This window comes from Rhizobium sp. PRIMUS64 (assembly GCF_023006465.1).
Classification (GTDB): Bacteria; Pseudomonadota; Alphaproteobacteria; order Rhizobiales; family Rhizobiaceae; genus Rhizobium; species Rhizobium leguminosarum.
Map to the genome: position 1 here is coordinate 26,994 of NZ_JALBGX010000024.1, position 23,787 is coordinate 50,780.

Here is a 23,787-nt window from a genome sequence, read left to right on the forward strand (position 1 = left end):
ACCCTTAACAAGGCTGGCGAGTTCGAGTTGAAGCCCGGCAGCAATGCCGGGTTTTGTCGTTCAGCCTTCGTTCAGCTACAAATCTGTACTTCTCTCATCATCGAGAAAGGGGCCGGCGTTCGGTTCCCGGGATTAGGATTTATGCTTATGAACAGGCTCGCCAAGACCATTCTGCTGACGGCAACCGCTGCCGCACTCACGCTTTCTGCCATCGGTGAAGCGTCGGCCCGCGACCGCCACTGGCGCCACGGCAATCACGGCAACAACGATGCGTGGGTAGGCGGCGCTGTCGGCCTTGCCACCGGCCTAATCGTCGGTTCGGCCATCGCCAACGCCAATAATGGTCCGGTCTACGAAGAACGCCGCTACATCGACCCGGCCTACGAGCCGGATTATTACGAACCCGCTCCGGTCTATCGCGCCCCGCGCCGCGTCTATGTCGACCAGCCGCAATATTACGCGCCGGTCCGCACGGCGGTGGAGCCCTGGTCGCCGCAATGGGAGCGTTACTGCTCTTACCGCTACCGCTCCTTCGATCCGCGCAGCGGCACCTATGTCGGCAATGACGGCCGCAGCCACTTCTGCACCGCCGGCTGAATCGTCTAATATCCCTGATGCCAAGCGCCGCTTTTCAGCGGCGCTTTTGTTTTGCCTGCGTCAGCCGGTCTTCTTGTTCCAGGGCATGAACTCAGCCTCAGCATCAAAATCGGTCGAGACACTCACGGTGCGCCACATCCGATCGGCTTCGATACGCGCGGCATCCGCCTTTTCGACATTGAGTACCGCATCGCTGCCGAGCAGCAGCCGGAACGGCGGCTCGTCGAGACCGGCGATGTGGATGACGACTGCCGCCGCTCTGGCAGGATCGCCGGGCTGGCGACCATCGTACTCACGCTGGAAACGCACCGTAGCACCGACCGTCTCCGCATAGTCCTGCCGCCCTTCGGCAAGCACCGTCGAGGAGCCGGCGAAATCGGTCCTGAAGCCGCCGGGCTCGATCACCGTCACCCTGATGCCGAACGGCGCGACCTCTTTCGACAGCACCTCGGAAAAGCCCTCGACACCGAATTTCGCTGCCGAATAGGCGCCGCGCCCGGCAGGTCCGATCCGGCCGCCGACCGATGAGAACTGGATGATGTGCCCCGCCCCCTGCCCGCGCATCAGGGCGATGACCGCCTTGGTCATGATGATCGTGCCGAAGAGGTTGGTCTCGATCTGGGCGCGGAAATCGGCAAGACTGGTATCCTCGATCGAGCCGACATTGCCGTAGCCGGCATTGTTGACGAGCACGTCGATGCGCCCGAACCTCTTCACACCAGCTTCGACTGCTGCCGCTGCCGCCGCCTCGTCGGTCACGTCAAGCGCCAGCGTCAGGACCTGATCGCCATACCGCTCGGAAAGATCGGCAAGCTGGCCGGGATCGCGCGCAGTTGCCACCAAATTGTCGCCGGAGGCCAAAACCGCCTCGGCCAGCGCCCGGCCAAGACCGCGCGAACTCCCTGTTATCAACCAGACTCTGAACATCGGAAACCCTCCTGCTTTGGTTCCCGGCTCATGTATGGTCTATTGTATCCAATCGAAAGAAGGTACCCGGACGATCTATACACACCTTGAGGTAACTGACTTGACCAGTGACATCTTCGATTTCTGCAGCAGTATGACGGACGAACAGGATGGGCGAGCCCGTGAACTGATCGAGCGGGCGGCGGCGAAATGGCCGCTGCGCATCCTGCACGTACTCTCCGATGCCGGCGCACCCCTGCGCTTCTCACGCCTTATGGAGAGGGTCGAGGGCATCAGCCAGAAAGTGCTGACGCAGACGCTGCGCACCCTCGAAAGAGATGGCCTCATCATCCGCACGCTCTATCCCGAAGTGCCGCCGCGCGTCGAATACGAGTTGACGCCGCTCGGACGCGACCTCCTCATGCAAGTCGTCACGCTCTGGCGCTGGATCGTCGAACACCTGGATGATTTCGATGCGCGCAAAGCCGTAAAGCTGACGGCCGCCGGCGTCTAAAGCGCGTCGCAATCTTTCAGATTCGCTCCTTGCGCTTTATGTCTTTGTTTCTACGCATGTCGTTATCGCAAAACCGCTCCACAATTTTGCGCGACATGCCTTCAAGCCGGAATGCGGATCGTTGCCCTCAGCCCACCGAGCGGACTGTCGGTGAGCGTGACGTTGCCGCCGTGGCTGCGGGCGATGTCGCGGGCGATCGCAAGGCCGAGGCCGGTGCCCGACGCATCCAGGTTGCGCGCCGTATCCAGCCGGAAGAATGGCTTGAACACGTCCTCGCGGTTCTTCTCAGGAATGCCCGGCCCATCATCGTCGAAGACGACGGTCAGCCATTTGGCGTTGTGCTTGGCTTCGATGTCGAGCCTATTGGCATAACGCCGAGCATTCGAGGCAAGGTTGGTGACGAGCCGCATGAAAGCGTTCGGCCTGACGGATATGTCGTCATCGCCTTCGATGGAATAGCTGAATTTTTTGCCGTGCAGGGCGAAATCGGATTCCAGCTTCGCGAAGATCTCACTGAGTTTCAGCTCGCCGACATCCTCTTCGACCTCGCCGCGTGCAAAGGCCATGTAGGCCTCCAGCATGGTTTGCATGTCGTTGACGTCATCGTTCAGCCCATGCAGGTCGGGATTGTCGCCAGCCAGCGCCAGTTGCAGCTTGAAGCGGGTGAGGATGGTGCGCAGGTCATGGCTGACGCCGGAGAGCATCGCGGTGCGCTGTTCGATCTGCCGTTCGATTCGCTCCCGCATCAGAATGAAGGCAAGACCGGCGCGCCTGACCTCGTCGGCGCCGCGCGGATAGAAATTATCGGGCTTCTGCCCCTTGCCGAAGCTTTCGGCCGCTCGCGCCAAGGTCAGGATCGGCCGGATCTGCCCGCGCAGGAAGAGGATCGAGATGCCGATCAGCACCAGCGAGGTGCCAACCATCCAGACGATGAAGATATGGGTGTTCGACGCATAGGTCTGGCTGCGTTTGGTCAGCACCCGCAGGATCTTGTTGTCGAGTTTGATGCGGATCTCGACGAGGTTTGAATTGCCGACCGTGTCGATCCAGAAAGGCCGGTGAATTTCGTCGGTGATCTCGTCGCTGAGGATGCCATCGAGAATCGAGAAGAAAGGCTTGACGCGCGGCGGCGGCAGATCGCCGTCCGGCTCGATCGAGATCTGCAGGCTGAGCTGGTCGCGCGCGATGCGGATGATCTCGCTATAGTCCGAGTTCTGCGGATAGGTCTCGATAATTTCGATGATGGCGGCGATGTCACGGGTGACGGCAAGCGACAGCCGCTCCGTCACCATTTGCCAGTGCCGCTCCATGAAGACGGCGGCGACGACGGATTGCAAAAGCACCATCGGAATGATGATGATCAGCAGCGAGCGCGCGTAAAGTCCGGTCGGCAGCCGGCGGCGCAGCCAGCGGACGATCCAGCGCCAACCCGGCGCAGAAGTGCGGTCTTCCCGCCGCAAGCTGTCGATCGTCACCATCAGCGCCGGTCCCGAACCTTGAGTTTAGTCGATGCTCAGCCTGTATCCGATGCCGCGCACGGTCTGTAGCCAGACGGGATTGGCGGGATCGTCCTCGATCTTACGCCGCAGCCGGTTGATCTGCACGTCGATCGTCCGCTCGCCGACTTCGGTATCGTTGCCGATCAGTTCATGGCGGGGGATCGTGTCGCCGGCGCGCCGTGCAAAGAGCAGCATGATCTCCTGCTCGCGGTCGGTGAGCCGGATCACCTCGCTGGCTTTCTTCAGCTCCTTGCGGGTCAGCGAGAAGGTGTAGGGGCCGAACATCACTTGTTCGATCTTCGGTCCCTCGCCGCCGGCGTTGCGGCGCAGGATGTTATTGATGCGCAGCACCAGTTCGCGCGGGTCGAAGGGCTTGGAAAGATAGTCGTCGGCGCCCGCCTCCAGGCCTTCAATGCGGTTGCCCGATTCTGCCAGCGCCGTCAGCATGATGATCGGGACATTCTTGATGGCGCGAAGCCCGCGGGTGACGTCGATGCCGGATTCGCCCGGCATCATCACATCCATGATGATCAGGTCGAAATCGAGACCCGCAAGCTTGCGCTGCGCCTCGGCGCCGTCGGCGGCGACGGTTACGCGGAAGCCGTTCTCGGCGAGATAACGATTGAGCAGCGCGCGGATACGGGAGTCGTCATCGACCACCAGCAAATGCGCCGCATCGTCGGAAATACCTGTCTTGACCGCCATTCAATCCGCCCTCTGTCTGTCCCGCATGCCGCTGAGGAAAGCTTTTACGCCCTCCCGCACCTCCGCAGAAGCCCCTTCGAATGCCCGCTCAATGCGGCGCGATTGCGGCTCGGCAAGGGCAAGCGCCAGCTCTCGTCCCGATTGCGTCGGATAAAGCTTGCGCTGCCGCCGGTCCTCGGGACCTGCCACCTGGCGAATATAGCCTGAATCGATCAGCTGTTTCAGCACCCTTGCGAGGCTCTGCTTGGTGATCTTCAAGGTATCGAGAAGATCAGCCACCGTCATGCCGGGATTGCGGTTGACGAAATGCACGACGCGATGATGCGCCCGGCCGAAGCCGCTCTTCTCGAGGATGGCATCCGGATCGGAAACGAAGTCGCGATAGGCGAAGAAGAACAGCTCGATGATCTCGAAATCGATGATATCTGTATCTTCCATCGGCGTGCCCAGCGGCTCTGGCTTGCCTACTTTCGGGCCGGTCTGTCGTGACACTCGGCATTCCTTTCTCGTTCCGCGCGCTACGTGAAACTTTCGCGAAGATATGTCAGCTTTATTGACATAAATTTTGGCGCGTAGCTTCCGCGAACTCTGCGGGAGGCCCGCACGGTCTCCTCATTTCCCTGGCACTTCCTGGAAACTAAGGCCCGTCCGGCACTCCGACGCAACACGCGATTTCCCCTTGCGTCTGTGGATAAGACGTAATGGGGACAACAATCAACAGGCATGGCGCGTGAAGCGCCGGAGGAGTTAGGGATGCGCCGGTCGCTTCGGCGACCTGGCCGCGATAATCGAGCACCATAGCATCGGCGTAGCCCTTGGCTGCAAAAAGCCGCAGCATCGAGGTGATCGAACGCGCGATCCTGCCGGAGGAACTCCCCGGCTTTAGCGAGTGCTTCTTCACCGGTTCGGCTGCGGAAGTGACCCCGGTTCCCGAAACCGGCCCGTACCGCTTCACGCCGTCGACGATCTCCGAAATGAACGACTACATGAAGGAAGTCTATCCGGCGGTGATCGCCGCCGAATAAGACCCTCAGGAAATCGGCCGGCTACTACATAATTCCTTAAATCGGAATCGATATAAGGATAAAATTATGCAGCAATTTAAAGTGCTACAGCGTTCTTTGCGCGTCTCAAAAGACGCGCGGCGCTGTAGATAAACGCCTGCCGGGCCTTTTTACCTGTGCGCCCGTGCCATGACCAGTCCGGCGAGCGTCGAGAGAATGCCGCCGCCGATCAGGCCGCCGATGCCGTCGGCGATCAGGCCGGTCATAGCCGCTTCCCCACCGACCATGCTGAGCAGCATACCGCCGGCAACGCCGCCGATCGCGCCTGCGATCGTACGGGCGACGACGTTGATCGCCTGCTGCTTCAAAGCGGCGCTCGCGGCGTTGCCGCCGATTGCACCGGCAATCAATTGTGTGATGAGCGGAAGTAGGGCTTCCATGATTTCCTCCTCTGGCGATCTCCCCGATCGCCCAGCTACGCCGATCTTTGGCGTATTAGTATTTTATCATATTTCGGAGGAAAGCGTTAAGAAAAATCAACCGATGCGGGATTAAGGCAGGGAGAAGCGCCCCGAAACGAGGCGGTCCGACGTCCGCCTCGCCTCAATTTCTGTCGATCACGTCATTGATAGACGTAGACGATCCGGCGCGTACCGGGATCGACCAGCACCGGCCGATCGTTGATCCTCGTATAGCGGTACTCGTAGTCGGGAATCGTCTGGAAGGTAACGTCTGCAGGCACTTCCGCGCCGACGACGACATCGCCGCCAAGCTGCACCGTCTCACCCGGGTTGGTGTCGATATAGGTGCGGACCGTCTCCGGCGGGGTGATAGTCTCGACCGACCCGACGGGGCCGAGCAACTCGTCGCCCGGCGCCGGCTGCGGCTCGGCCGGAACGACACTCGCGGTCGACTCGTAGGTCACGCTGGGAACGCCGATCTCGGAGCGGTGCTGCTCGACGATAACAGAGCTGCCGCCGTGATCGACCTGCAGATAATCGGCATAGACCCAGCCACGCATGCCGTTGACGTCGACACGGCACCAGCGGCTGCCTTCGATGCAGCCGTCGAGGACTGCGGTGGAGCCGCGGGTGGCAAGACCGACTGAGGGATATTGTGGGCCGGGGCCAGCACGGACGTTGAGATCGTTGACCGTCGTCGCCATCATCTCCGCCTGCGCAAGACCGGCGCTAGCCATCAGCACCGCGCCTGCCAGCAGAATGTTTCTCTTCAAGGTCATATGAGCGTCTCCTTGGTTTCGATGGGCTGACAACGCACGGGGTTCCACGATGTTCCCCTGTGCTCCGCCGAGCGAAACACTACTTGCGGGAGATTTCATGCAAATGTTTGGAAGAATTGAGAGAAAAACGATTTTATCACCCTGCGACGATGGCAAAGAGAGCCATAAATTCTTGTTGCAGTCCGTCTTTTTACCGTGAGGCACACCGCCCATGGCACAAGATTCCGGCTGTCCTTGCCGCGGTTTCGGATTATACCCGAAGCAGCAGAGACACCAAGCGAGGCACTTATGGGCATGCTCCAGGCCGGCATCATTCCGGTGACACCCTTCCAGCAAAACTGCACGATCTTCTTCGATCCCGATACCAAGGAAGGCATCGTCGTCGATCCCGGCGGCGACGTGCCGCTCATCCTGCAGGCGATCGCCCAGAACGGCCTAACCATCAAGGAAATCTGGCTGACACACGGCCATCTCGACCATGCCGGCGGCGCCAGTGAATTGAAGGAAGCTCTCGGCATCGACGTGGTTGGCCCGCATCAGGACGACCTGCCGCTGCTGCAGCAGATCGAGACCCAGGCCGCGAAATACGGCATATCAGGATTGCGTAACGTCGTGCCCGACCGCTGGCTGAAAGACGGTGACAAGATCTCTTTCGGCGCCCATGAATTCGAGGTCTATCACACGCCCGGCCATGCCCCCGGCCACGTCATCTATTTCAACCGTGCGCAGAATTTCGCCCATCTCGGCGATGTCCTCTTCAACGGCTCGATCGGCCGCACCGACCTGCCGGGCGGCGATCATCAGCAACTTCTCGATTCGATCCGCGACAAGGTATTACCGCTTGGCGACGACGTCGGCTTCATCTGCGGCCACGGCCCCGGCGGCCGCATCGGCGACGAGCGACGCAGCAATCCATTTCTGCGGGAGATCAGACCTCGTGCCGGCACATCAGCCGAAGCCCCGAACAACTAATGCATGTCGCCCAAAAGTGGGCAGCGGTTTTGGGATAACGACTTGCATAAAACAAGGACTTAAAGCGCCGCATAAATCTGGATAGACCCGACGCGCTTTAAGTGTGAGCTTGAGCTCACATCATCTTTCGGCCGTTCGGGACCGGCTGTTCGACGGCAGCAAGCACGATCGCGCCGTTCTCGTCCTCGAATCCCAACGTCAGCACTTCCGAACGGAATGGCCCGATCTGGCGCGGCGGGAAGTTGACGACGCCGAGCACCTGCCGGCCCAGCAGGCTTTCCGGCGTATAATGCACAGTGATCTGCGCTGAGGATTTTTTGGTGCCGATATCAGGGCCGAAATCGATCACCAGCTTGATCGCCGGCTTGCGCGCTTCCGGAAAGGGACTGGCCTCGATGATCGTGCCGACGCGAATGTCGACACGCTCGAAATCGGCGTAGGTGATCTCTTCGGCCATATGGTCTCCGTCAGCCGGCCAGTTCCTCGGCCCGCTTGCGCGCCGCCGCGAGTGCTGCGTCGAACAAGGGCTGCATGCCGTCTTCGGCCATCAGTACGGCCAGCGCCGCCGCCGTCGTGCCACCGGGAGAGGTTACATTCTCCCGCAGCCGCGAAGCGTCGTCGGGGGACTGGTGCATGAGTTCACCAGCCCCCGCGACTGTTTCCCGCGCAAGACGCATGGCGAGGTCCGCCTGCAGACCGAGTTTACGGCCTGCCTCCGCCATACATTCGACGAGATAGAATACATAAGCCGGGCCGCTGCCCGAAAGCGCCGTCACGGCATCGATATCGGCTTCCGCGGGCACCCATTCGACCGGGCCCGAGACGCGCAGAAGGGAATGGACGCGTTCGCGCTGCGGGTCGCTGACCCCTGAATTGGCAAAGGCGCCGGTGACACCACGCCCGACCATGGCCGGCGTATTCGGCATGGCCCGCACCATGGCGGCCATGCCGAGATGTTTCTCGAGGAAACCGAGCGTCTTGCCGGCTGCGACCGAGACGACGACCGTGTCCGGCCCGACGGCGCTCTTCACCGCCGGCAGCACCGTCTCCATCACCTGCGGCTTGACCGCCAGGAACAGCACACTTGCCTTCAAGTCCGTGGGAAGCGCGGTCAGATGGGTGGCGCCAGCCCCGTTGATCGTCGCCAGCATCGCCGGCGATGGGCCGGGATCGACGACGATGACGGCTGAGCCCGGAACGCCGCTTTTCAGCCAGCCGGAGAGCATCGCCCCGCCCATATTTCCGGCGCCGATCAGAACGACGGGATGTGTCGAGGAGAAAGCCTTCGTCGGCATCTCAAGCCTCGCCGACCGTTTCGAACAGCACGGCTTCCATCGCCTTCGTCGCTTCCATGCCGGACCAGACGACGAATTGGAATGCCTGGAAATAGGCCTCGCAGGTATCAAGCGCACTGGAAAGCAGCACCTCAACCTGGCGATTGGTAGGCTCCGCACCGCCGGCAAGCAGCAGCGATTGGCGGAAAATGACGACATCTTCCTGGCGCCAGAGGTCGAAATGACCCATCAGCACCTGCCCGTTGATCGCCGAGAGCAGCTTGACCACCTCGTTGACCCTGATGTCGGGAACTTTGATATCGAAGGCGCAGCCAAGATGCAGCGCCTCGAACTCCTCCATCCAGGAGAAGGAGACGTGGTAGTCCGTCCAGCGCCCCTCGACCGTCATCGCGATCTCGTCCTCGCCGGACCGTTCGAACGACCAGTCGTTGTTGGAGGCAACGTACTCGATCATGTCGACCGGGTTCGACTGACGCTCGACTTCCAATTCCATCAGGTTCATGCAGCACCTTCTTGACCGGAACGAATGCGACCTAACTTGGTGTACGAACACAAGAAAGACACACGCAAATACCGGAAACCACCACTCGGATGATCGTTGAACCGCTGCCAGACTTAACGCAGATAACCTGCCCGGAGCTTACCAAGTCGCTTCGAATCATCATTTAAAATCAGTGTATAGCGCCCCTTGCCCCCTGCCAGCCCCCCGAACGGAAAATAGGACCGGCCACTGTGGAAAGGCTCTTCGAAATTCAATTCAGAAGGGAGAATAAGCGACTCTGCGAATTGGCTTTTTTGGCAGTGTCCACAGGTGGAAAACTCACCTGGTTTTTTTACGGAAGATGCGGCGTGTGGCATGAAGGCAACGCCGCATCTGTGTCGTACCGGGACTTAAGCGCCCTCGCCGGTAAGCTTTGCCTCGAGTGCTGCGATGCGGGCGACAAGCGCCTCATTCTCGTCGCGTGCCTTGATCGCCATCTCGCGCACGGCCTCGAACTCCTCGCGCTTGACGATGTCCATGCTGTTCAGCCAACGCTCGGCCTGAGCGTTGAAGGCGGTTTCGATCTCCTTGCGGACGCCCTGGGCGGCACCGGCCGCATCGGTCATCAGCTTGGCGAATTCGTCCATGATGCGGTTCGTTCCGGTCGTCATGGCGGTTTTCTCCCTTCGCATGAGGTGAATTCAGCCCTTCGGGGCCTCAAGAGTTGAGGTAGGGCTTCACCATCGACGATGCAAGCGCTTTGCACGGGATAAGCTTGGCGGAACCGGCCGGGAACGCATCATCACGAACAATGGACTTGACCGTCCGGGATCGCAGCGGCATGTTCCGCGCAACTCAACAGGTGGAAAACCTTGCCGATAGCAGCCGATCTCCTTGCCATCATGCCTTTCCCGGATATCGATCCGATCGCCTTTTCGATCGGTCCGCTGGCGATTCACTGGTACGGCCTCGCCTACGTCGCCGGCATCCTGCTCGGCTGGGCCTATGCGCGCCGCCTCACCGCCAATGAAAGTCTCTGGCCCGGCAACGTCTCGCCGTTATCAAGGACGCAGCTCGACGATTTCATCGTCTGGGCAGCGCTTGGCGTCGTCCTCGGCGGCCGTCTCGGCTATATTTTCTTCTATGATCTCCCCGCCGTCCTGCGCAGTCCCATCCGTGCGCTCGAGATCTGGAACGGTGGCATGTCCTTCCATGGCGGCCTGACCGGTACGACGATCGCCATGATCCTCTTTGCCCGCCGCAACGCCATCCCGATCTGGAGCCTGTTCGACATCGTCGCCACCGTCGTTCCCTTCGGTCTGTTTTTCGGCCGCATCGCCAATTTCATCAATGGCGAGCTCTGGGGTCGGTTGACCGACGTGCCCTGGGCCGTGGTCTTCCCGACCGGCGGCCCCTTCGCCCGCCATCCGAGCCAGCTTTACGAAGCCGGCCTCGAAGGCATCGTTCTGCTCCTGGTGCTGGCCGCCCTGGTCTACGGCATGCGCGCGCTGAAAAGCCCCGGCTTCATTACAGGCGTCTTCGTTTGCGGTTATGCGCTGTCGCGCATCTTCGTCGAATTCTTCCGCGAGCCTGACGCCCAGCTCGGCTACCTCCTCGGCACGAACTGGCTGACCATGGGCATGGTGCTCTCCTCCCCGATGATCCTACTCGGCCTCTGGGCGATGCTGCGGGCCCGCCGCCAGGCTGCGCTGCAGCTCTGAAAACGGCAGGACGCGCGACATGACCACCGCTCTAGGCGAAAAGATCAAGGCGATCATCCAGGCCAACGGCCCGATCAGCGTCACCGATTATTTCTCGCTCTGCCTCGCAGACCCCGAACACGGCTATTACCGCACCCGCGAGCCCTTCGGCCGTTCCGGTGATTTCGTCACCGCGCCAGAGGTCAGCCAGATCTTCGGCGAGATGATCGGCGTCTTCATCGTCCATGCTTGGCAGCGCCACGGCACACCGACGGACGTGCGCCTCGTCGAAATCGGCCCCGGCCGCGGCACCATGATGACCGACATGCTGCGCGTCATCTCCCGCATCGCTCCACCGCTTTTCGACGCCATGACCGTTCATCTCGTCGAAACCAGCGAGCGCCTGCGCGACGTCCAGAGCCAGACGCTCGAACCCCACGGCGAGAAGATCACCTGGCACGATGGCTTCGACGAAGTGCCGCCCGGCTTCACGCTGATTGCCGCCAACGAACTTTTCGACGCCATCCCCATCCGCCAGTTCATCCGCATGCCGACGGGTTTCCGTGAGCGCATGGTCGGCATCGACGCCGATGGCGAACTGACCTTCGCCGCCGGCGTCGCCGGCCTCGATCCCACCTTGCTGCCCGAACCGGTGCAGAACGTGCCGGTCGGCACGCTCTTCGAGATCTCGCCTGCCCGCCAGGCGGTGATGATGGCGATCTGCGAGCGGCTGCGCGCCTTCGGCGGCACGGCACTTACGATCGACTACGGCCATCTCGTCACCGGCTTCGGCGATACGCTGCAGGCCGTGCGCATGCATGAATTCGACCCGCCGCTCGCCCATCCAGGTGAAGCCGATCTGACAAGCCATGTCGACTTCCAGCAACTCGCCGAAACGGCGCTTGCGGCCGGCCTCCATCTGAACGGCGCCCTGCATCAGGGTGATTTTCTGACCGGCCTCGGCATCCTCGAGCGCGCAACCGCCCTCGGCCGCGATCGCGAGCTGCAAACCCAGCAGGTCATCCAGACGGCGGTCGAAAGGCTCGCCGGCGCCGGTGAAGGCCGGATGGGCGAACTCTTCAAGGTGATGGCGGTCTCCTATCCCGCCGTCGATCTCATGCCCTTTCGTCCGGTGGATTGACAGGGCGCACGCGGCTGGTTCAACATCCGCCCGAAACAAGAACTTGAAGCGCGCCGCATATGCGATGCGCTTGGGATCATAACAAACCCCTCGAAAACCCCGGAATCACAGATGCAGGACGCGGCCTCTCCCGCACCGATCGAAAGCGCGCTGCTGAACCAGGCGGCGGGCAGCACGATCCGGCACGGTTATTTCACTCGGGCCGGCGGCGTTTCCGAAGGGCTGTATCGCGGCCTCAATGTCGGCCTCGGCTCCAGCGACGAACGCGACAAGGTCCTGGAAAATCGCCGTCGCGTCGCCGCCTGGTTCGGCTTGCCGGTCGAGCGGCTGGCAACCGTGCATCAGGTCCATTCTCCCGATGTCGTGACGATCGGCGCCGATTATGACGGCATCCGCCCCGACGCCGATGCGATGGTAACGTCAGCCCCTGGTATTGTGCTTGGCGTGCTTGCCGCCGATTGCGGACCGATCCTGTTTGCTGACCCGGACAATCGCGTCATAGGCGCCGCTCATGCCGGCTGGAAGGGCGCATTGACGGGCGTGCTCGAAAATACCGTCGCCGCCATGGAGGCGCTGGGTGCGGACCGCGGCAGCATCGTCGCCTGCCTCGGCCCCTCGATCAGCCAGGCAAGTTATGAGGTCGGTCCCGAATTCGTCGAGCGTTTCGTCGCCGAAAACCCGGACGACGAGCGCTTTTTCGTGCCTTCCGCAACGCCCGGCCACGCCATGTTCGACCTACCGGCGCTGACCGTCGACCGGCTGACGAAAGCCGGCGTGCGGGCCGAAAGCCTCGGCCTCTGCACTTATCCGGACAACGAGCGCTTCTTTTCCTACCGCAGGACGACACATCGCAAGGAGCCGGATTACGGCCGCCAGATTTCCGCGATATCAATCAGGGAGACTTGAGCAGAATGGCACTGCACTTCGAAAAGGCCGAATTCGCAAGCCGGCTTGCGCGCCTCACCGAGAAGATGAAGGAAGAAAAGCTCGACGCCTTGCTGCTCTTCGCCCAGGAAAGCATGTACTGGCTGACTGGCTACGACACCTTCGGCTACTGCTTCTTCCAGACGCTGGTCGTCAAGAGCGACGGCACCATGGCGCTGATCACCCGCTCGGCTGATCTTCGCCAGGCCAGGCATACCTCAATCCTCGAGGACATCCATATCTGGGTCGACCGGGTCAATGCCGACCCGACGCTCGACCTGAAGAACCTGCTGGTCGAGATGGATCTGCTCGGCGCCCGCATCGGCGTCGAATACGATACGCATGGCATGACCGGCCGCGTCGCCCGCCTGCTGGACGCGCAATTGACCACCTTCGGCCAGATCGTCGACGCCTCCTACCTCGTCAGCCGCCTGCGCCTGATCAAGAGCCCGACGGAGGTCGCCTATGTCGAGCGCGCCGCCGTTCTCGCCGACGATGCGCTCGATGCTGCGATCCGGCTGACAAAACCCGGCGCCGACGAGGCCGATATCCTCGCCGCCATGCAGGGCGCGATCTTTTCCGGCGGCGGCGACTATCCCGCCAACGAATTTATCATCGGCTCCGGCGCCGACGCGCTGCTTTGCCGCTACAAGGCCGGCCGCCGTAAGCTCGACGCCAGCGACCAGTTGACGCTCGAATGGGCCGGCGCCTATGCGCATTACCATGCCGCCATGATGCGGACGATCCTCATCGGCGAGCCGACGCATCGCCATCGCGAGCTTTACAACGCCTGCCGCGAAACCATCGAGGCGATCGAGACCGTGCTGAAGCCCGGCCAGACCTTCGGCGATGTCTTCGACATGCACGCCAGGATCATCGATGAGCGCGGCCTGGCCCGCCACCGGCTGAATGCCTGCGGTTATTCGCTCGGCGCCCGTTTCTCGCCCTCCTGGATGGAGCATCAGATGTTCCATGTCGGCAATCCGCAGCCGATCGAGCCGAACATGTCGCTCTTCGTGCACATGATCATCGCCGATTCCGATACGGGCACGGCGATGACGCTCGGCCAGACATATCTGACGACACCGGATGCGCCGCGCGCCTTGTCGCGCCATCCGCTCGATTTCATCGGGCTTTGACCGGTGAGAATCCGGAATTGACAGACGACCGTCCCCACCCGCATAAATTCGGGTGGGGCTGATTGCGATTGTGGGAAGGACGGATCAAGGGATGACGCGAGCTGCGATTGTGCCCACGTTCCTGTTCGTCATGGCTCTGCTGACCGCCTGCAACACCACCGATGCGCTGACACCGCAGGTCGATATCGGCGATTCCTCCGGCCGCCCGTCATCGAGCCCGGTAACGCAGAGCGAAGCCGAGCGGTTGGCGGGCACCCGCCAGCCGAGTTTCTCGGGAAGCTCGCAGCAGGGCGGCTACCATCCAGCCTATGATCAGTCACAGCAGGCCTATCGGCCCGGCACCGGCGCGCCACCGACGACGATGCAGGAGCAGGCAGACGCCCTGTCGAGGAGCAGCTCCTCGCCGGCCGCCTCCGCCCCGATCGACGGACAATCGCTGCCACCGCCGGTGGCCAGTGGTGGGCCTCCCGCACAGTCGGCTCAGCCGGCCGAGGCACAACAGCCGCAGCAGACCGCCGCCCTCCCCTCCAGTTCCTCCTCCGTTCGCGGCAGTACCGTGCGCTTCCTGCCCATCATCGGCGCGCCCGTGCAAGCCGTGACACCGCTCTCGCGCCAGCTCGGCACCGAGGCGCGCGCGCACGGCCTTTCCATCAAGAGCTCGAACGATGCGAGCAGCGATTACATCCTCAAAGGCTATCTCTCCGCCTTCAGCGACGACGGCAAGGTTACCGTGGTCTATGTCTGGGATGTTCTGGACAGCGGCGGCGGCCGCCTGCATCGCATCCAGGGACAGGAAAGCGTGCCGACGGCCGCGGCCGATCCCTGGGCGGGCGTTCCAGCCTCGGTGATGCAGCAAATCGGCTCAAAAACCATCGCGGAATTCTCCTCCTGGCGGCAGACTCAAGGCGGTTAGTCACAAACTTTTTGCAAATATGGAAGCCTGTGGCGCCTTTGCCCTTGCATTCACGGGGAAGCTGACTAAAAAGCGCGGCTATCAGCGCGTAACAGGCGGACCAAAATGAAGGTTTTCGCAGGCAATTCGAACCGGCAACTCGCCGAAGCGATCTGCAACTATCTCAATGTTCCCTTGGGGAAAGCCAGTGTTCGAAGGTTTGCCGATCAGGAAATCTTCGTGGAAATCCAGGAAAATGTGCGCGGTGAGGACGTTTTCCTCGTGCAGCCGACTGCCTTTCCCGCCAACGACCATCTGATGGAACTGCTGATCATGATCGACGCGATGCGTCGTTCGTCAGCCCGCCGCATCACCGCCGTCCTACCCTATTTCGGCTATGCCCGTCAGGATCGCCGGGCCTCCGGCCGCACGCCGATCTCCGCCAAGCTGGTTGCAAACCTCATTACCGAAGCCGGCGCCGACCGCGTCATGACGCTCGATCTCCATGCCGGGCAGATCCAGGGCTTCTTCGATATACCCACAGACAACCTCTTTGCCATGCCCGTGCTGACCCGCGACATCAAGAGCCACTATGACCTCAGCAACGTCGTGGTCGTCTCGCCCGACGTCGGCGGCGTGGTTCGCGCCCGCGCGCTCGCGAAGCGCCTGGACTGTCTTCTGGCCATCGTCGACAAGCGTCGCGATCGGCCGGGTGAATCCGAAGTCATGAACATCATCGGCGACATTGCCGGCAAGGACTGCCTGCTGATCGACGATATCGTCGATTCGGGCGGCACGCTCTGCAACGCGGCCGACGCGATGCTGGCCAAGGGCGCATCCAGCGTCACCGCCTATATCACCCACGGCGTTCTCTCTGGCGGCGCAGTCACCCGCGTCACCTCCTCGAAGCTGCGCGAACTCGTCATCACGGATTCCATCCAGCCGACCACGGCCGTGCTCTCGGCCCACAATATCCGCGTCGTAACGACGGCGCCGCTGATCGGCGAAGCCATCAGCCGAACGGCTCAGGAAGAGTCCGTCTCCAGCCTCTTCGATTAAAAAGAGCCGGCGTTCGACCGGCTCTTTCAATTTCCACCTCAGATGGACCAAGCTATTGCCGGGCATGCTCTCCGAGCCGCATGAATTGCTGGCCGTTGATTGTCGCGGAGCCGCGTCGCAAACCCGATCGTTGGTCTCCGCAGGGCTTGTGACGCAAGACGCAAAAGGCCGGCACGAGGCCGGCCTCTTTCACTTCTGATGCCAATTGATAACGCTCAAGGCTGCTGCGGCGGCGCAGGTACCGCGTCCTCACCCTGATCCGGTTCCTGCTGGTCTGGCTCCAGCCCCTGATCTTGATCCTGATCAGGACCATCCGGACCCTTGATCTGCTGGCCATTGATCGCCACGGAACCATCGCGACTGATGCTGATGTCCCAGCGCGAGCGGCCATCTGCATCGGTCTTGGCAAAGCCCTTCACCATCATGATGCCGAAGGAGACCTGGTTGAGGTCTGGATCCGTCTTGGCAAGCTCCTGAACCGCGGCAATCGTCTTGTCGAGATCGCGGGCAAGGATCGTCGCCTCCATCGAATAGTCCTTCTGGGTATCGAAGCGTCCCTCGATCTTGCCCGTCATGTCGACGTCGTAGACATCGGACTTGGCGCTGACCTTCGGAAACTCGACGGTGAGCTGGCCATCGCGGAAGAGCTTTTTCGCCATCTCGTCGCCGCTTTGCTCTGGCGGCTTGGCGTTGAAATCCATCGCCATGAGCGCGTCGCCGAAGGTTGCGAAATCCAGATTCGGAATGGCGAGTTGCAGATCGAAATTGGTCGGCACGAAGGGCGAATAACTTGCCGGCATCGCCGGGCTGTCGAGGCTGATGTCCTGCGCGTCGATGCCGAAGCCGAAACGCATGGCATTGCTCGGCCCATCGATGGCCAGGTTGTAACCGAACGCCTTGACGCCGCCATTGCCTACCTGGCTGCTGACGGTCAGATTATTGACCCCGATTGTCTCGCTGAACGAGGCAAGAATCGGAAAGGCTTGCTTGAGCATTCCCTTTATCTTGTCGCTGTTCTCTGGGCTTAGCTCCTTCTCCTCGAGATGGTCGAGAATGAAAAGGACGATCTCGCGGATTTGCTTGGCCGGCAGGCCGTTCACCTTGGCATCGAAATCGATGGAGTCGGCACGGATTTCAATGGGCGGCATTTGCAGACCGGAAACCTGCTCGACGAAAGTCGACATCGAGCCGCTGCCGGCAAAATCGATACGCCCGTTGCCGCCTGCGCTGTCCGTTGAAGTCAGCTTTTGGTCCATCCCGGCAAAGCTGGCATGGACTTCCTCGGTGTCGGATTTGCTGGCGACCTTGATGTCCTTGGCGGTGAAAGTGCCGGAGCGCAGATAGCTGATCGCCGGATCGAAGACGCCGGTGTAGACAAGCGAAGCGATGGAGTAGGAGAAATCCGTTGGCTTCTGGTCGGGGCCTTTGAAATGGCCGGAGACGTTGAGCTTGTTGTCACCCTCAATGTTCCAGAGCCCGCTGTCGAGCGGCGTAGCGAACATCGAGAACGGCGTCAGCCCGTTGATCGCGAATGTCGCCGGATCGGCCTTGGCAAGCAGCTTCGCCAGATCGTAAATGATCTCGTAGCGAGTGCCTGCCGGATTGACGGTAAGCAGGCCGCTCTTCGCAAGATCCTCGGGAAGCAGCTTCGTCAGATTGTCCTTGACCGCATTGGCGCCATCCTGATTGATCTCGACACCCTGAGCCGTGGTGACAAGGCAAAGTGCCAGCAAGCTCGTTGCCGTGACAAGTTTGAGACGCATAGTCCGATTTCTCCTCAGCCCCTTTTTTGAATGCGGCCATCCAAAGATGCGAAGCGCGCCGATGTCAACCTCAGCTGTGGCAGAGAATGGCAATTTCGCCGTTCATACGGCCGCGTATTTCGGACGGGCGAGGACATCGCCTCCTCGTATGCGCCATTCGGCTCGCCGTTGACGATCGACGCAATGCTCGAATGCGGTTTCGGCTTGTCGAAGCGTGTATATCACCGGAAAACAGCCCGAATCCGCAACTTGCGTTTCCGATCGACTTATAATATAGGCCACCGGTCCGTGTAGACACCCTTGGAGGCAACGCGGATGAGGTCGGGTCATACCGCCTCCGGTTCGTCGGAACAAGGCTTTTGCCCGCCGCCGAACTCTCCATATAACCTCGAAAGGAATAGCCATGAGCCAGGAAACTTACGAGCTCAAGGCCGAGGCGCGCGAACGGGTTGGTAAGGGGTCCGCCCGTGAACTTCGCCGCAACGGTTTGATTCCCGCTGTCATCTATGGTGACAAGCAGGCCCCCATTGCCATCGCTCTCAACACCAATGAGGTGACGAAGCGCATTCACGCCGGTGGTTTCATGACCACCGTGGCGACGATCGAAATCGACGGCAAGAAGCACAAGGTTCTGCCGAAGGACTACCAGCTCGATCCGGTCCGTGACTTCACGTTGCATGTCGATTTCCTGCGCGTCTCCGGCAACACCCAGGTGACCGTCGAAATCCCCGTTCACTTCATCAACGAAGAGAAGTCCCCGGGCCTCAAGGTCGGCGGCGTTCTGAACATCGTTCGCCATGAAGTCGAAGTTCATTGCCCGGCCGATGCGATCCCTGAGTTCTTCAACATTGACCTCAGCGGCAAGAAGATCGGCGACAGCATCCATATCTCGGAAGTCACCCTGCCGAAGGGCGTGACCCCGGTCATCGACCGCGACTTCACGATCGCGACGATTATCGCTCCGGCTGCCGGCATCGACGAGAGCGCCGCGGAAGGCGAAGCTGAAGCCTGATCGCTTCGACCAATTTATAAAGCATATGGCCCGCTTTCCCCTGGAAGGCGGGCTTTTCATTGCCCGGAAATGCCCCGTTTCAGCAACATTTAACAAATTCGTGAAAGCATGATCCGTCAGCTGCGAAGAAGCCCGCCTCAACGCGCGACAGCAAATATGGTCGGCCTGGGGAGTAGACGGAACCATGAACAATTCCGTTGAGAACAGATTTTTTGCGATAGTTTGCGGAGCGCTGCTCGTTTTTGTCGCTCCCCTCTTTGTTCTCTTCCTTTTTCTTTCCTCGGAACGGGCCGACAAGGAAATACGCGACCATATCTCCGTTCTTCTTGTCGCCAATGCCCAGGCGCTGGCCAAACCCCTGTGGGACCTCGATGAAGACAGCGTTACCCAGATCAGCGCGACGGTCGTTTCCCAAGGCGCCATCGTCAAGGTCGAAGTGCGTGACCAGTCAGGCCAGCTCGACGTCAGCCAGTCCACCATTCCGCGCTCATTCGACGGCAAGCTGGTGCAGGTGTCGCGCGCCATCATCTACAACACCGTCGACGGTCCGAGGAACCTCGGCAGCATCAGCGTCTACTATCCCGCGCTCGGCCTGTTTTCCGGCCTGAAGCAGGAAGAGGTCGTCTTCATCTCGATCTTCATCTTTGCGGTATTGACCGTTTTCGGCACGGCACTGATCGGCAACCGCTTCTTCGTCATCCAGCCGCTGATGCGGCTAACGGCAGCGATCGAAGCCACCCGCCAATTGGGCTCCCGCCATCATGTCGACTGGCAGTCGAACGACGAGATGGGGCGACTTGCCCATAGCTTCAACGAGATGCAGACCAAGCTCGAAAGCGAGGAAAAGGAGCTGAAGTTCGCCCACCGCCGCGCCACCGACATCTACAATCTGACTCCCGCCATGCTCTTCTCGCTCGACGAGGAGGATCGCATCACCGCCGTCAGCGATTATTGGCTGCTTGCCACAGGTTACAACCGCGCTGCCGTCATCGGCCGCAACTTCGCCGATCTCGTCACCCCCACCACCCGCGACAAATTCGTTACGCGCCGCCGGGCCGAAAGCGGCTTGACCGTCACCGTCAAGTTTGTCTGCCTGGACGGCCGCACGATGGACGTCCTCATCATGGAATCGGAGGCGGGAGCCGGCGCTCACGACCGCCTCTCGCTATCGGTCATGACCGATGTCACCGAACTCAAGGCCTCCGAAGACCGCAACCACCGCCAGGCAATCACCGATCACTTGACTGGGCTTCTTAATCGCCAGGGCTTCGAAGCCGTCCTCGACAACAAGATCGCCGCCGCCGACGCCGCCGGCCAGGAACTCGCCTGTCTCTTCGTCGATCTCGACCGCTTCAAGTGGATCAACGACAATATGGGCCATGCCGCCGGCGACATGGCGCTGGTCGAGCTCGTCGAGCGCCTGAAGGCCCATCTTGCCCCTTCCGACGAGGCAGCCCGTCTCGGCGGCGACGAATTTGCCATCCTGTTGCCGGCGAAGGATGCAGAAAAACGCGCCAGGGTGATGTGCGAGCAGATTGCCTCGATCTTCGAAACGCCATTCGCCCCCGACATGCATCTGAGCGCTTCCGTCGGCATCGCCATCTATCCGCATCATGCTGCAACCGCGGCCGAACTGCTGCAGAAATCCGACATGGCGATGTATGCAAAGAAACGCGACGGCAAGAACGGCGCGCAGCTCTTCGACAATGCCATGCTCGACCGTGCCCGCAGCCGCGCCGAAATCGAAGCCAACATCGAAGCCGGCCTCGTCGACGACTGGTTCGAGGCCTTCCTGCAGCCGATCGTCAACCTGAACGGCCGCGGGATTGCCGGTTTCGAGGCGCTGATGCGCCTCAACCATCCGCAGAAGGGCTTGATGCCGCCGGCCGAGATCATCAGCGTCGCCGAGGAGACGGCAAAGATCGTCCGGGTCGGCAACGTCATCATGGAAAAGGCGATCGCCAACCTCGCAAAAATTTCCCGCATATCAGGCATGCAGGATACCTATCTCGCCATCAACTTCTCGCCACTGCAGTTCGAGCCGGCGCTGCCGGCCCGTCTTGCCGCCTTCGTCGGTCGCCACGGCATCCGCCCCGAGCGCATCGTCGTCGAGATCACCGAAGCTGTGCTGATGCACGACAATCCTGAGATTCGCATGATCGTCACGGAGCTTCGTCGCTTTGGCTGCCGTATCGCGCTCGACGATTTCGGCACCGGCTATTCGTCGCTGAGCTACCTCAACCGCTTCCCTGTCGACATCATCAAGATCGACCAGTCCTTCACCCGCGCGATCAACGACGGCGACGACGACGTGCGCCAGAAAAGCCGTATGCTAATCGAAGGCATCACCACGCTCTCCCATAAGATGAATTGCACCGTCATTGCCGAGGGTATCGAGACCGAAGAGGAATGCCGCACGCTCCACCAGATGGGGCTTGACTATGGTCAGGGCTACCTCTTCCACCGTCCGCAGCATGCAGCCACACTGATCGAGAACCTGATGGCCTCGCAATCGGCCGTCGCACGCGCCTCGTAAACGAAGAACGAAGGAGATGATGCCGATGAAAAAGCTCCTGCTTCTCGCATGCCTGGCGCTGCCCTGCACCGCCCATGCGCAAAGTGTGACCTTCACGACCGAGGATTATGCCCCCTTCAACTACCGCGAAGGCAAGGAGATCAAGGGCGCGACCGTCGAGCAGGTCGAAAAGGTAATGGCCGCAATCGGCGTCGACTACACGATCGAGATCATGCCCTGGGCGCGCGCTTTTAGCCTTGCCCGCACGGCGCCGATGACCTGTGTCTTCGCGACCGCCCACAACGGCGCACGCGACCCGTTGTTCAAATGGGTCGAGCCGCTGCTCATCGACCGCAACATCCTGATCACTCGCAAGGGTTCGGGCGTCACCGCCGGCAATCTGGACGAGGCAAAGAAATATACGGTAGGTACTCAGCGCGAGGATTACACCGAGACGATCCTGAAGGAGAAGGGCTTCACCAAGCTCGATGTCGCCAGCGACTTCAACGCGACGCTGCGCAAACTGCTTGGCGGGCGCATCGACATGATGCCGATCTCCGAACTCTATTTCGAAAAGCTGAAGGTCGACCAGCCGGTGGAAATGGTGACCGTGCTCTCCGCCCAGCCGATGGGCATCGCCTGCGAGAAGAACTTTCCGGACGATCTGCTGACCAGGATGCAGGCTGCCCTCGACAAGCTGATCGCCGATGGCGACCAGAAGCAGATCTTCCTGAAATACGGTATGAACCTCTCGGAATGACCCTGCTCGGCGGGCTGCTGCCCTTTCCGCTTGACTTTGCTTTCGTTTCGCGGTGGTGAACGGCGGGAAGTTTTAGCGAGGGAAGACAGGCCATGCTGATCATCGCGGGTCTCGGCAATCCCGGCGGCAAATACGCCGGCAACCGCCACAATGTCGGTTTCATGGCCGTCGACGCCATCCATCGGCGCCACAGCTTCTCGCCCTGGTCGAAGAAGTTCAGGGCCGAGATCGCCGAGGGCGAGATCGCCGGCGAAAAGGTGCTGCTGATCAAGCCGCAGACCTTCATGAACCTCTCCGGTGAGTCCGTCGGTGAGGCGATGCGCTTTTACAAGCTTCAGCCCGCCGACCTTGTCGCGATCTACGACGAACTCGACCTCCCCCCGGGCAAGGCGCGGCTCAAGACCGGCGGCGGCCATGGCGGCCACAACGGCATCAAGTCGCTGGACGCCCATTGCGGCAGGGAGTACCGGCGGCTACGCCTCGGTATCGGCCATCCCGGCGTCAAGGAAATGGTGCAAAACCATGTGCTCAGCGATTTCGCCAAAGCCGACAAGGCCTGGCTGGAACCGCTTCTCGACACGCTCGCCGACAATGCCGACATGCTGGTGCGAAACGAGGATTCGCAGCTGATGAACAAGATCGCGCTGGCGCTCGGCGACAAGGCCGAGGAGGAGAAACCGCGAAAGGAAAACAAGAATACCGAAAAGAAGCCGGCCGGCCAGTCGCATATCCATCAGGCCCGCAACCACAATCAGCCGAAGCTGCTGACATCAGGGCCGATGGCCGACATGTTGAAGAAGATGTTCGGCAACAAGGGCGACTGAAGCCATGACGGACCGGGACTTCGTCATCCGCCCTGCTGCCCGCAGCGATCTCCCCAGTCTCATGACGCTTTACCGTCACCTGAACCCGACCGATCCGGTTCTCGACGAGGCACTTGCCGAGGAACGCTTCTCCGCCATCCTCTTGCAGCCGGGCATGACCGTGTTCATCGGCTATGCCGGTGATGTCGCCGCCGCAACCGTCGCAAGCGTCGTCGTGCCGAACCTGACGCGGAGCGGCGCTCCTTATGGGCTCATCGAAAACGTCGTTACCCACGCCGATCATCGCAAGCGCGGTTACGCCGGCGCCGTTATCCGCCACGCGATCGCAGACGCCTGGAACGCAGGCTGCTACAAGGTGATGCTGCTCACCGGCTCCAAGAATCCGGCCACGCTGCGCTTCTACGAGAATTGTGGCTTCGCTCAGGACAAGACCGGCTACCAGATCCGCCGACGCTGAGCCCCTCTCGGGATTGCCCCCGGCAAAGCGCCTATTCTTCCGGCTCTGTGGTGAACATCAGCGGAAAGCCCATGCCCTTGGCGAGGTCGATGCCTTCCTTGGCCTTGGTCTCGGCGATGTCCCTTACGCAGACCACGACCACACAGGAACCGAGCTTGTGCGCCGTCATCATCACCCGGTAGCCGGACTCCTCGCTCATGCGGAAGACGGACTTCAGGATCATGATCACCAGTTCGCGCGGCGTATAATCGTCATTGACCAGAATGACCTTGTAGAGCTTCGGCTTATCCAGCTTCGGCTTCACCTTGGTCTTCGGTTTCAGGGCAACGTCATTGTCACTCATCGGAAAAATCCACCCGTTGATGACATGGAAAAGGCGGAGAAAACG

The 23,787-nt window shown here is 61.0% G+C and carries 26 protein-coding genes and 1 pseudogene; 15 read left to right on the forward strand and 12 right to left on the reverse strand.

Going from position 1 to position 23,787, the window contains the following annotated elements:
- Window positions 1-141 precede the first annotated feature (141 nt).
- Window positions 142-597: a BA14K family protein gene (locus MOV76_RS12615; protein WP_026230703.1), complete on the forward strand. Its 456-nt coding sequence runs from the start codon at window positions 142-144 to the stop codon at window positions 595-597.
- A 60-nt stretch (window positions 598-657) separates the two neighbouring features.
- Here MOV76_RS12615 and MOV76_RS12620 read toward each other — a convergent pair whose 3' ends face one another.
- Window positions 658-1,524 carry an oxidoreductase gene (locus MOV76_RS12620; RefSeq protein WP_182563475.1) on the reverse strand — a complete coding sequence of 289 codons (867 nt, stop codon included), beginning with the start codon at window positions 1,522-1,524 and terminating at the stop codon, window positions 658-660.
- 34 nt (window positions 1,525-1,558) lie between these two features.
- Here MOV76_RS12620 and MOV76_RS12625 point away from each other — a divergent pair, with 34 nt between their 5' ends.
- Window positions 1,559-2,017: a helix-turn-helix domain-containing protein gene (locus MOV76_RS12625; RefSeq protein WP_018243020.1), complete on the forward strand. Its 459-nt coding sequence runs from the start codon at window positions 1,559-1,561 to the stop codon at window positions 2,015-2,017.
- A 101-nt stretch (window positions 2,018-2,118) separates the two neighbouring features.
- Here MOV76_RS12625 and MOV76_RS12630 read toward each other — a convergent pair whose 3' ends face one another.
- The 3 genes from MOV76_RS12630 to MOV76_RS12640 are packed head-to-tail and all read right to left on the reverse strand — an operon-like array spanning window position 2,119 to window position 4,713.
- Window positions 2,119-3,495 carry an ATP-binding protein gene (locus MOV76_RS12630; protein WP_047618532.1) on the reverse strand — a complete coding sequence of 459 codons (1,377 nt, stop codon included), beginning with the start codon at window positions 3,493-3,495 and terminating at the stop codon, window positions 2,119-2,121.
- A gap of 24 nt (window positions 3,496-3,519) precedes the next feature.
- Entirely contained in the window at window positions 3,520-4,221 is a 702-nt protein-coding gene (locus MOV76_RS12635; protein WP_003581129.1) for a response regulator, read from the reverse strand.
- The gene (locus tag MOV76_RS12640; protein ID WP_026230704.1) at window positions 4,222-4,713 is read right to left on the reverse strand and encodes a MarR family winged helix-turn-helix transcriptional regulator; all 492 of its coding nucleotides are present in this window, start codon (window positions 4,711-4,713) and stop codon (window positions 4,222-4,224) included.
- A gap of 329 nt (window positions 4,714-5,042) precedes the next feature.
- Between MOV76_RS12640 and MOV76_RS12645 the strand changes: the two are divergent.
- Window positions 5,043-5,246: pseudogene (locus tag MOV76_RS12645) on the forward strand (branched-chain amino acid aminotransferase); the annotation flags it as partial.
- A 149-nt stretch (window positions 5,247-5,395) separates the two neighbouring features.
- On the opposite strand, the gene MOV76_RS12650 reads toward MOV76_RS12645, so the two are convergent.
- Window positions 5,396-5,665 carry a hypothetical protein gene (locus MOV76_RS12650; protein WP_003541697.1) on the reverse strand — a complete coding sequence of 90 codons (270 nt, stop codon included), beginning with the start codon at window positions 5,663-5,665 and terminating at the stop codon, window positions 5,396-5,398.
- Between the two features lie 182 nt (window positions 5,666-5,847).
- Complete coding sequence (locus tag MOV76_RS12655) at window positions 5,848-6,465, reverse strand: DUF1236 domain-containing protein (protein ID WP_047618539.1); 618 nt, start codon at window positions 6,463-6,465, stop codon at window positions 5,848-5,850.
- Between the two features lie 288 nt (window positions 6,466-6,753).
- On the opposite strand from MOV76_RS12655, the gene MOV76_RS12660 reads away from it, so the two are divergent.
- Window positions 6,754-7,437: an MBL fold metallo-hydrolase gene (locus MOV76_RS12660; protein WP_182563476.1), complete on the forward strand. Its 684-nt coding sequence runs from the start codon at window positions 6,754-6,756 to the stop codon at window positions 7,435-7,437.
- 115 nt (window positions 7,438-7,552) lie between these two features.
- Here the strand turns inward: MOV76_RS12660 and MOV76_RS12665 are convergent, their stop codons facing one another.
- From MOV76_RS12665 to MOV76_RS12680, 4 genes are all read right to left on the reverse strand, one after another.
- Window positions 7,553-7,894 (reverse strand): tRNA-binding protein, encoded by a 342-nt coding sequence (locus MOV76_RS12665; RefSeq protein ID WP_018446670.1) that lies wholly within the window; start codon window positions 7,892-7,894, stop codon window positions 7,553-7,555.
- Window positions 7,895-7,904: 10 nt separating this feature from the next.
- On the reverse strand, window positions 7,905-8,732 hold the full coding sequence (gene proC, locus MOV76_RS12670) for a pyrroline-5-carboxylate reductase (protein WP_247264639.1): 828 nt from the start codon (window positions 8,730-8,732) through the stop codon (window positions 7,905-7,907).
- Between the two features lies 1 nt (window position 8,733).
- A complete protein-coding gene (locus MOV76_RS12675; protein ID WP_003541709.1) occupies window positions 8,734-9,234 on the reverse strand; it encodes a YbjN domain-containing protein in 501 nt (166 codons plus the stop codon).
- Window positions 9,235-9,623: 389 nt separating this feature from the next.
- Window positions 9,624-9,884: an accessory factor UbiK family protein gene (locus tag MOV76_RS12680; RefSeq protein WP_247264640.1), complete on the reverse strand. Its 261-nt coding sequence runs from the start codon at window positions 9,882-9,884 to the stop codon at window positions 9,624-9,626.
- A 201-nt stretch (window positions 9,885-10,085) separates the two neighbouring features.
- Here MOV76_RS12680 and lgt point away from each other — a divergent pair, with 201 nt between their 5' ends.
- From lgt to MOV76_RS12710, 6 genes are all read left to right on the forward strand, one after another.
- Entirely contained in the window at window positions 10,086-10,934 is an 849-nt protein-coding gene (lgt, locus tag MOV76_RS12685) for a prolipoprotein diacylglyceryl transferase (RefSeq protein WP_247264641.1), read from the forward strand.
- Window positions 10,935-10,953: 19 nt separating this feature from the next.
- The gene (locus MOV76_RS12690) at window positions 10,954-12,054 is read left to right on the forward strand and encodes a class I SAM-dependent methyltransferase (protein WP_247264642.1); all 1,101 of its coding nucleotides are present in this window, start codon (window positions 10,954-10,956) and stop codon (window positions 12,052-12,054) included.
- A 111-nt stretch (window positions 12,055-12,165) separates the two neighbouring features.
- Entirely contained in the window at window positions 12,166-12,960 is a 795-nt protein-coding gene (gene pgeF / locus MOV76_RS12695; RefSeq protein WP_247264643.1) for a peptidoglycan editing factor PgeF, read from the forward strand.
- A gap of 5 nt (window positions 12,961-12,965) precedes the next feature.
- Complete coding sequence (locus tag MOV76_RS12700) at window positions 12,966-14,117, forward strand: Xaa-Pro peptidase family protein (protein WP_247264644.1); 1,152 nt, start codon at window positions 12,966-12,968, stop codon at window positions 14,115-14,117.
- 91 nt (window positions 14,118-14,208) lie between these two features.
- On the forward strand, window positions 14,209-15,030 hold the full coding sequence (locus MOV76_RS12705) for a hypothetical protein (protein ID WP_247264645.1): 822 nt from the start codon (window positions 14,209-14,211) through the stop codon (window positions 15,028-15,030).
- A 105-nt stretch (window positions 15,031-15,135) separates the two neighbouring features.
- Window positions 15,136-16,068, forward strand: a complete 933-nt coding sequence (locus MOV76_RS12710) for a ribose-phosphate pyrophosphokinase (protein WP_018073974.1) — start codon at window positions 15,136-15,138, stop codon at window positions 16,066-16,068.
- 215 nt (window positions 16,069-16,283) lie between these two features.
- Here the strand turns inward: MOV76_RS12710 and MOV76_RS12715 are convergent, their stop codons facing one another.
- Entirely contained in the window at window positions 16,284-17,831 is a 1,548-nt protein-coding gene (locus MOV76_RS12715; RefSeq protein WP_247264646.1) for a hypothetical protein, read from the reverse strand.
- Window positions 17,832-18,234: 403 nt separating this feature from the next.
- Here MOV76_RS12715 and MOV76_RS12720 point away from each other — a divergent pair, with 403 nt between their 5' ends.
- The 5 genes from MOV76_RS12720 (at window position 18,235) to MOV76_RS12740 (ending at window position 23,399) form a co-directional block, all read left to right on the forward strand.
- Window positions 18,235-18,843: a 50S ribosomal protein L25/general stress protein Ctc gene (locus tag MOV76_RS12720; protein ID WP_018243034.1), complete on the forward strand. Its 609-nt coding sequence runs from the start codon at window positions 18,235-18,237 to the stop codon at window positions 18,841-18,843.
- A 184-nt stretch (window positions 18,844-19,027) separates the two neighbouring features.
- Window positions 19,028-21,379, forward strand: a complete 2,352-nt coding sequence (locus tag MOV76_RS12725; protein WP_247264647.1) for a bifunctional diguanylate cyclase/phosphodiesterase — start codon at window positions 19,028-19,030, stop codon at window positions 21,377-21,379.
- 25 nt (window positions 21,380-21,404) lie between these two features.
- A complete protein-coding gene (locus tag MOV76_RS12730) occupies window positions 21,405-22,118 on the forward strand; it encodes an ABC transporter substrate-binding protein (protein WP_018446677.1) in 714 nt (237 codons plus the stop codon).
- Between the two features lie 92 nt (window positions 22,119-22,210).
- Window positions 22,211-22,942, forward strand: coding sequence for an aminoacyl-tRNA hydrolase (gene pth / locus MOV76_RS12735; RefSeq protein WP_018243037.1), 732 nt, complete (start codon window positions 22,211-22,213; stop codon window positions 22,940-22,942).
- Window positions 22,943-22,946: 4 nt separating this feature from the next.
- On the forward strand, window positions 22,947-23,399 hold the full coding sequence (locus tag MOV76_RS12740) for a GNAT family N-acetyltransferase (protein ID WP_247264648.1): 453 nt from the start codon (window positions 22,947-22,949) through the stop codon (window positions 23,397-23,399).
- A gap of 31 nt (window positions 23,400-23,430) precedes the next feature.
- Here MOV76_RS12740 and clpS read toward each other — a convergent pair whose 3' ends face one another.
- Window positions 23,431-23,742: an ATP-dependent Clp protease adapter ClpS gene (clpS, locus tag MOV76_RS12745; RefSeq protein ID WP_247264649.1), complete on the reverse strand. Its 312-nt coding sequence runs from the start codon at window positions 23,740-23,742 to the stop codon at window positions 23,431-23,433.
- Window positions 23,743-23,787 lie beyond the last annotated feature (45 nt).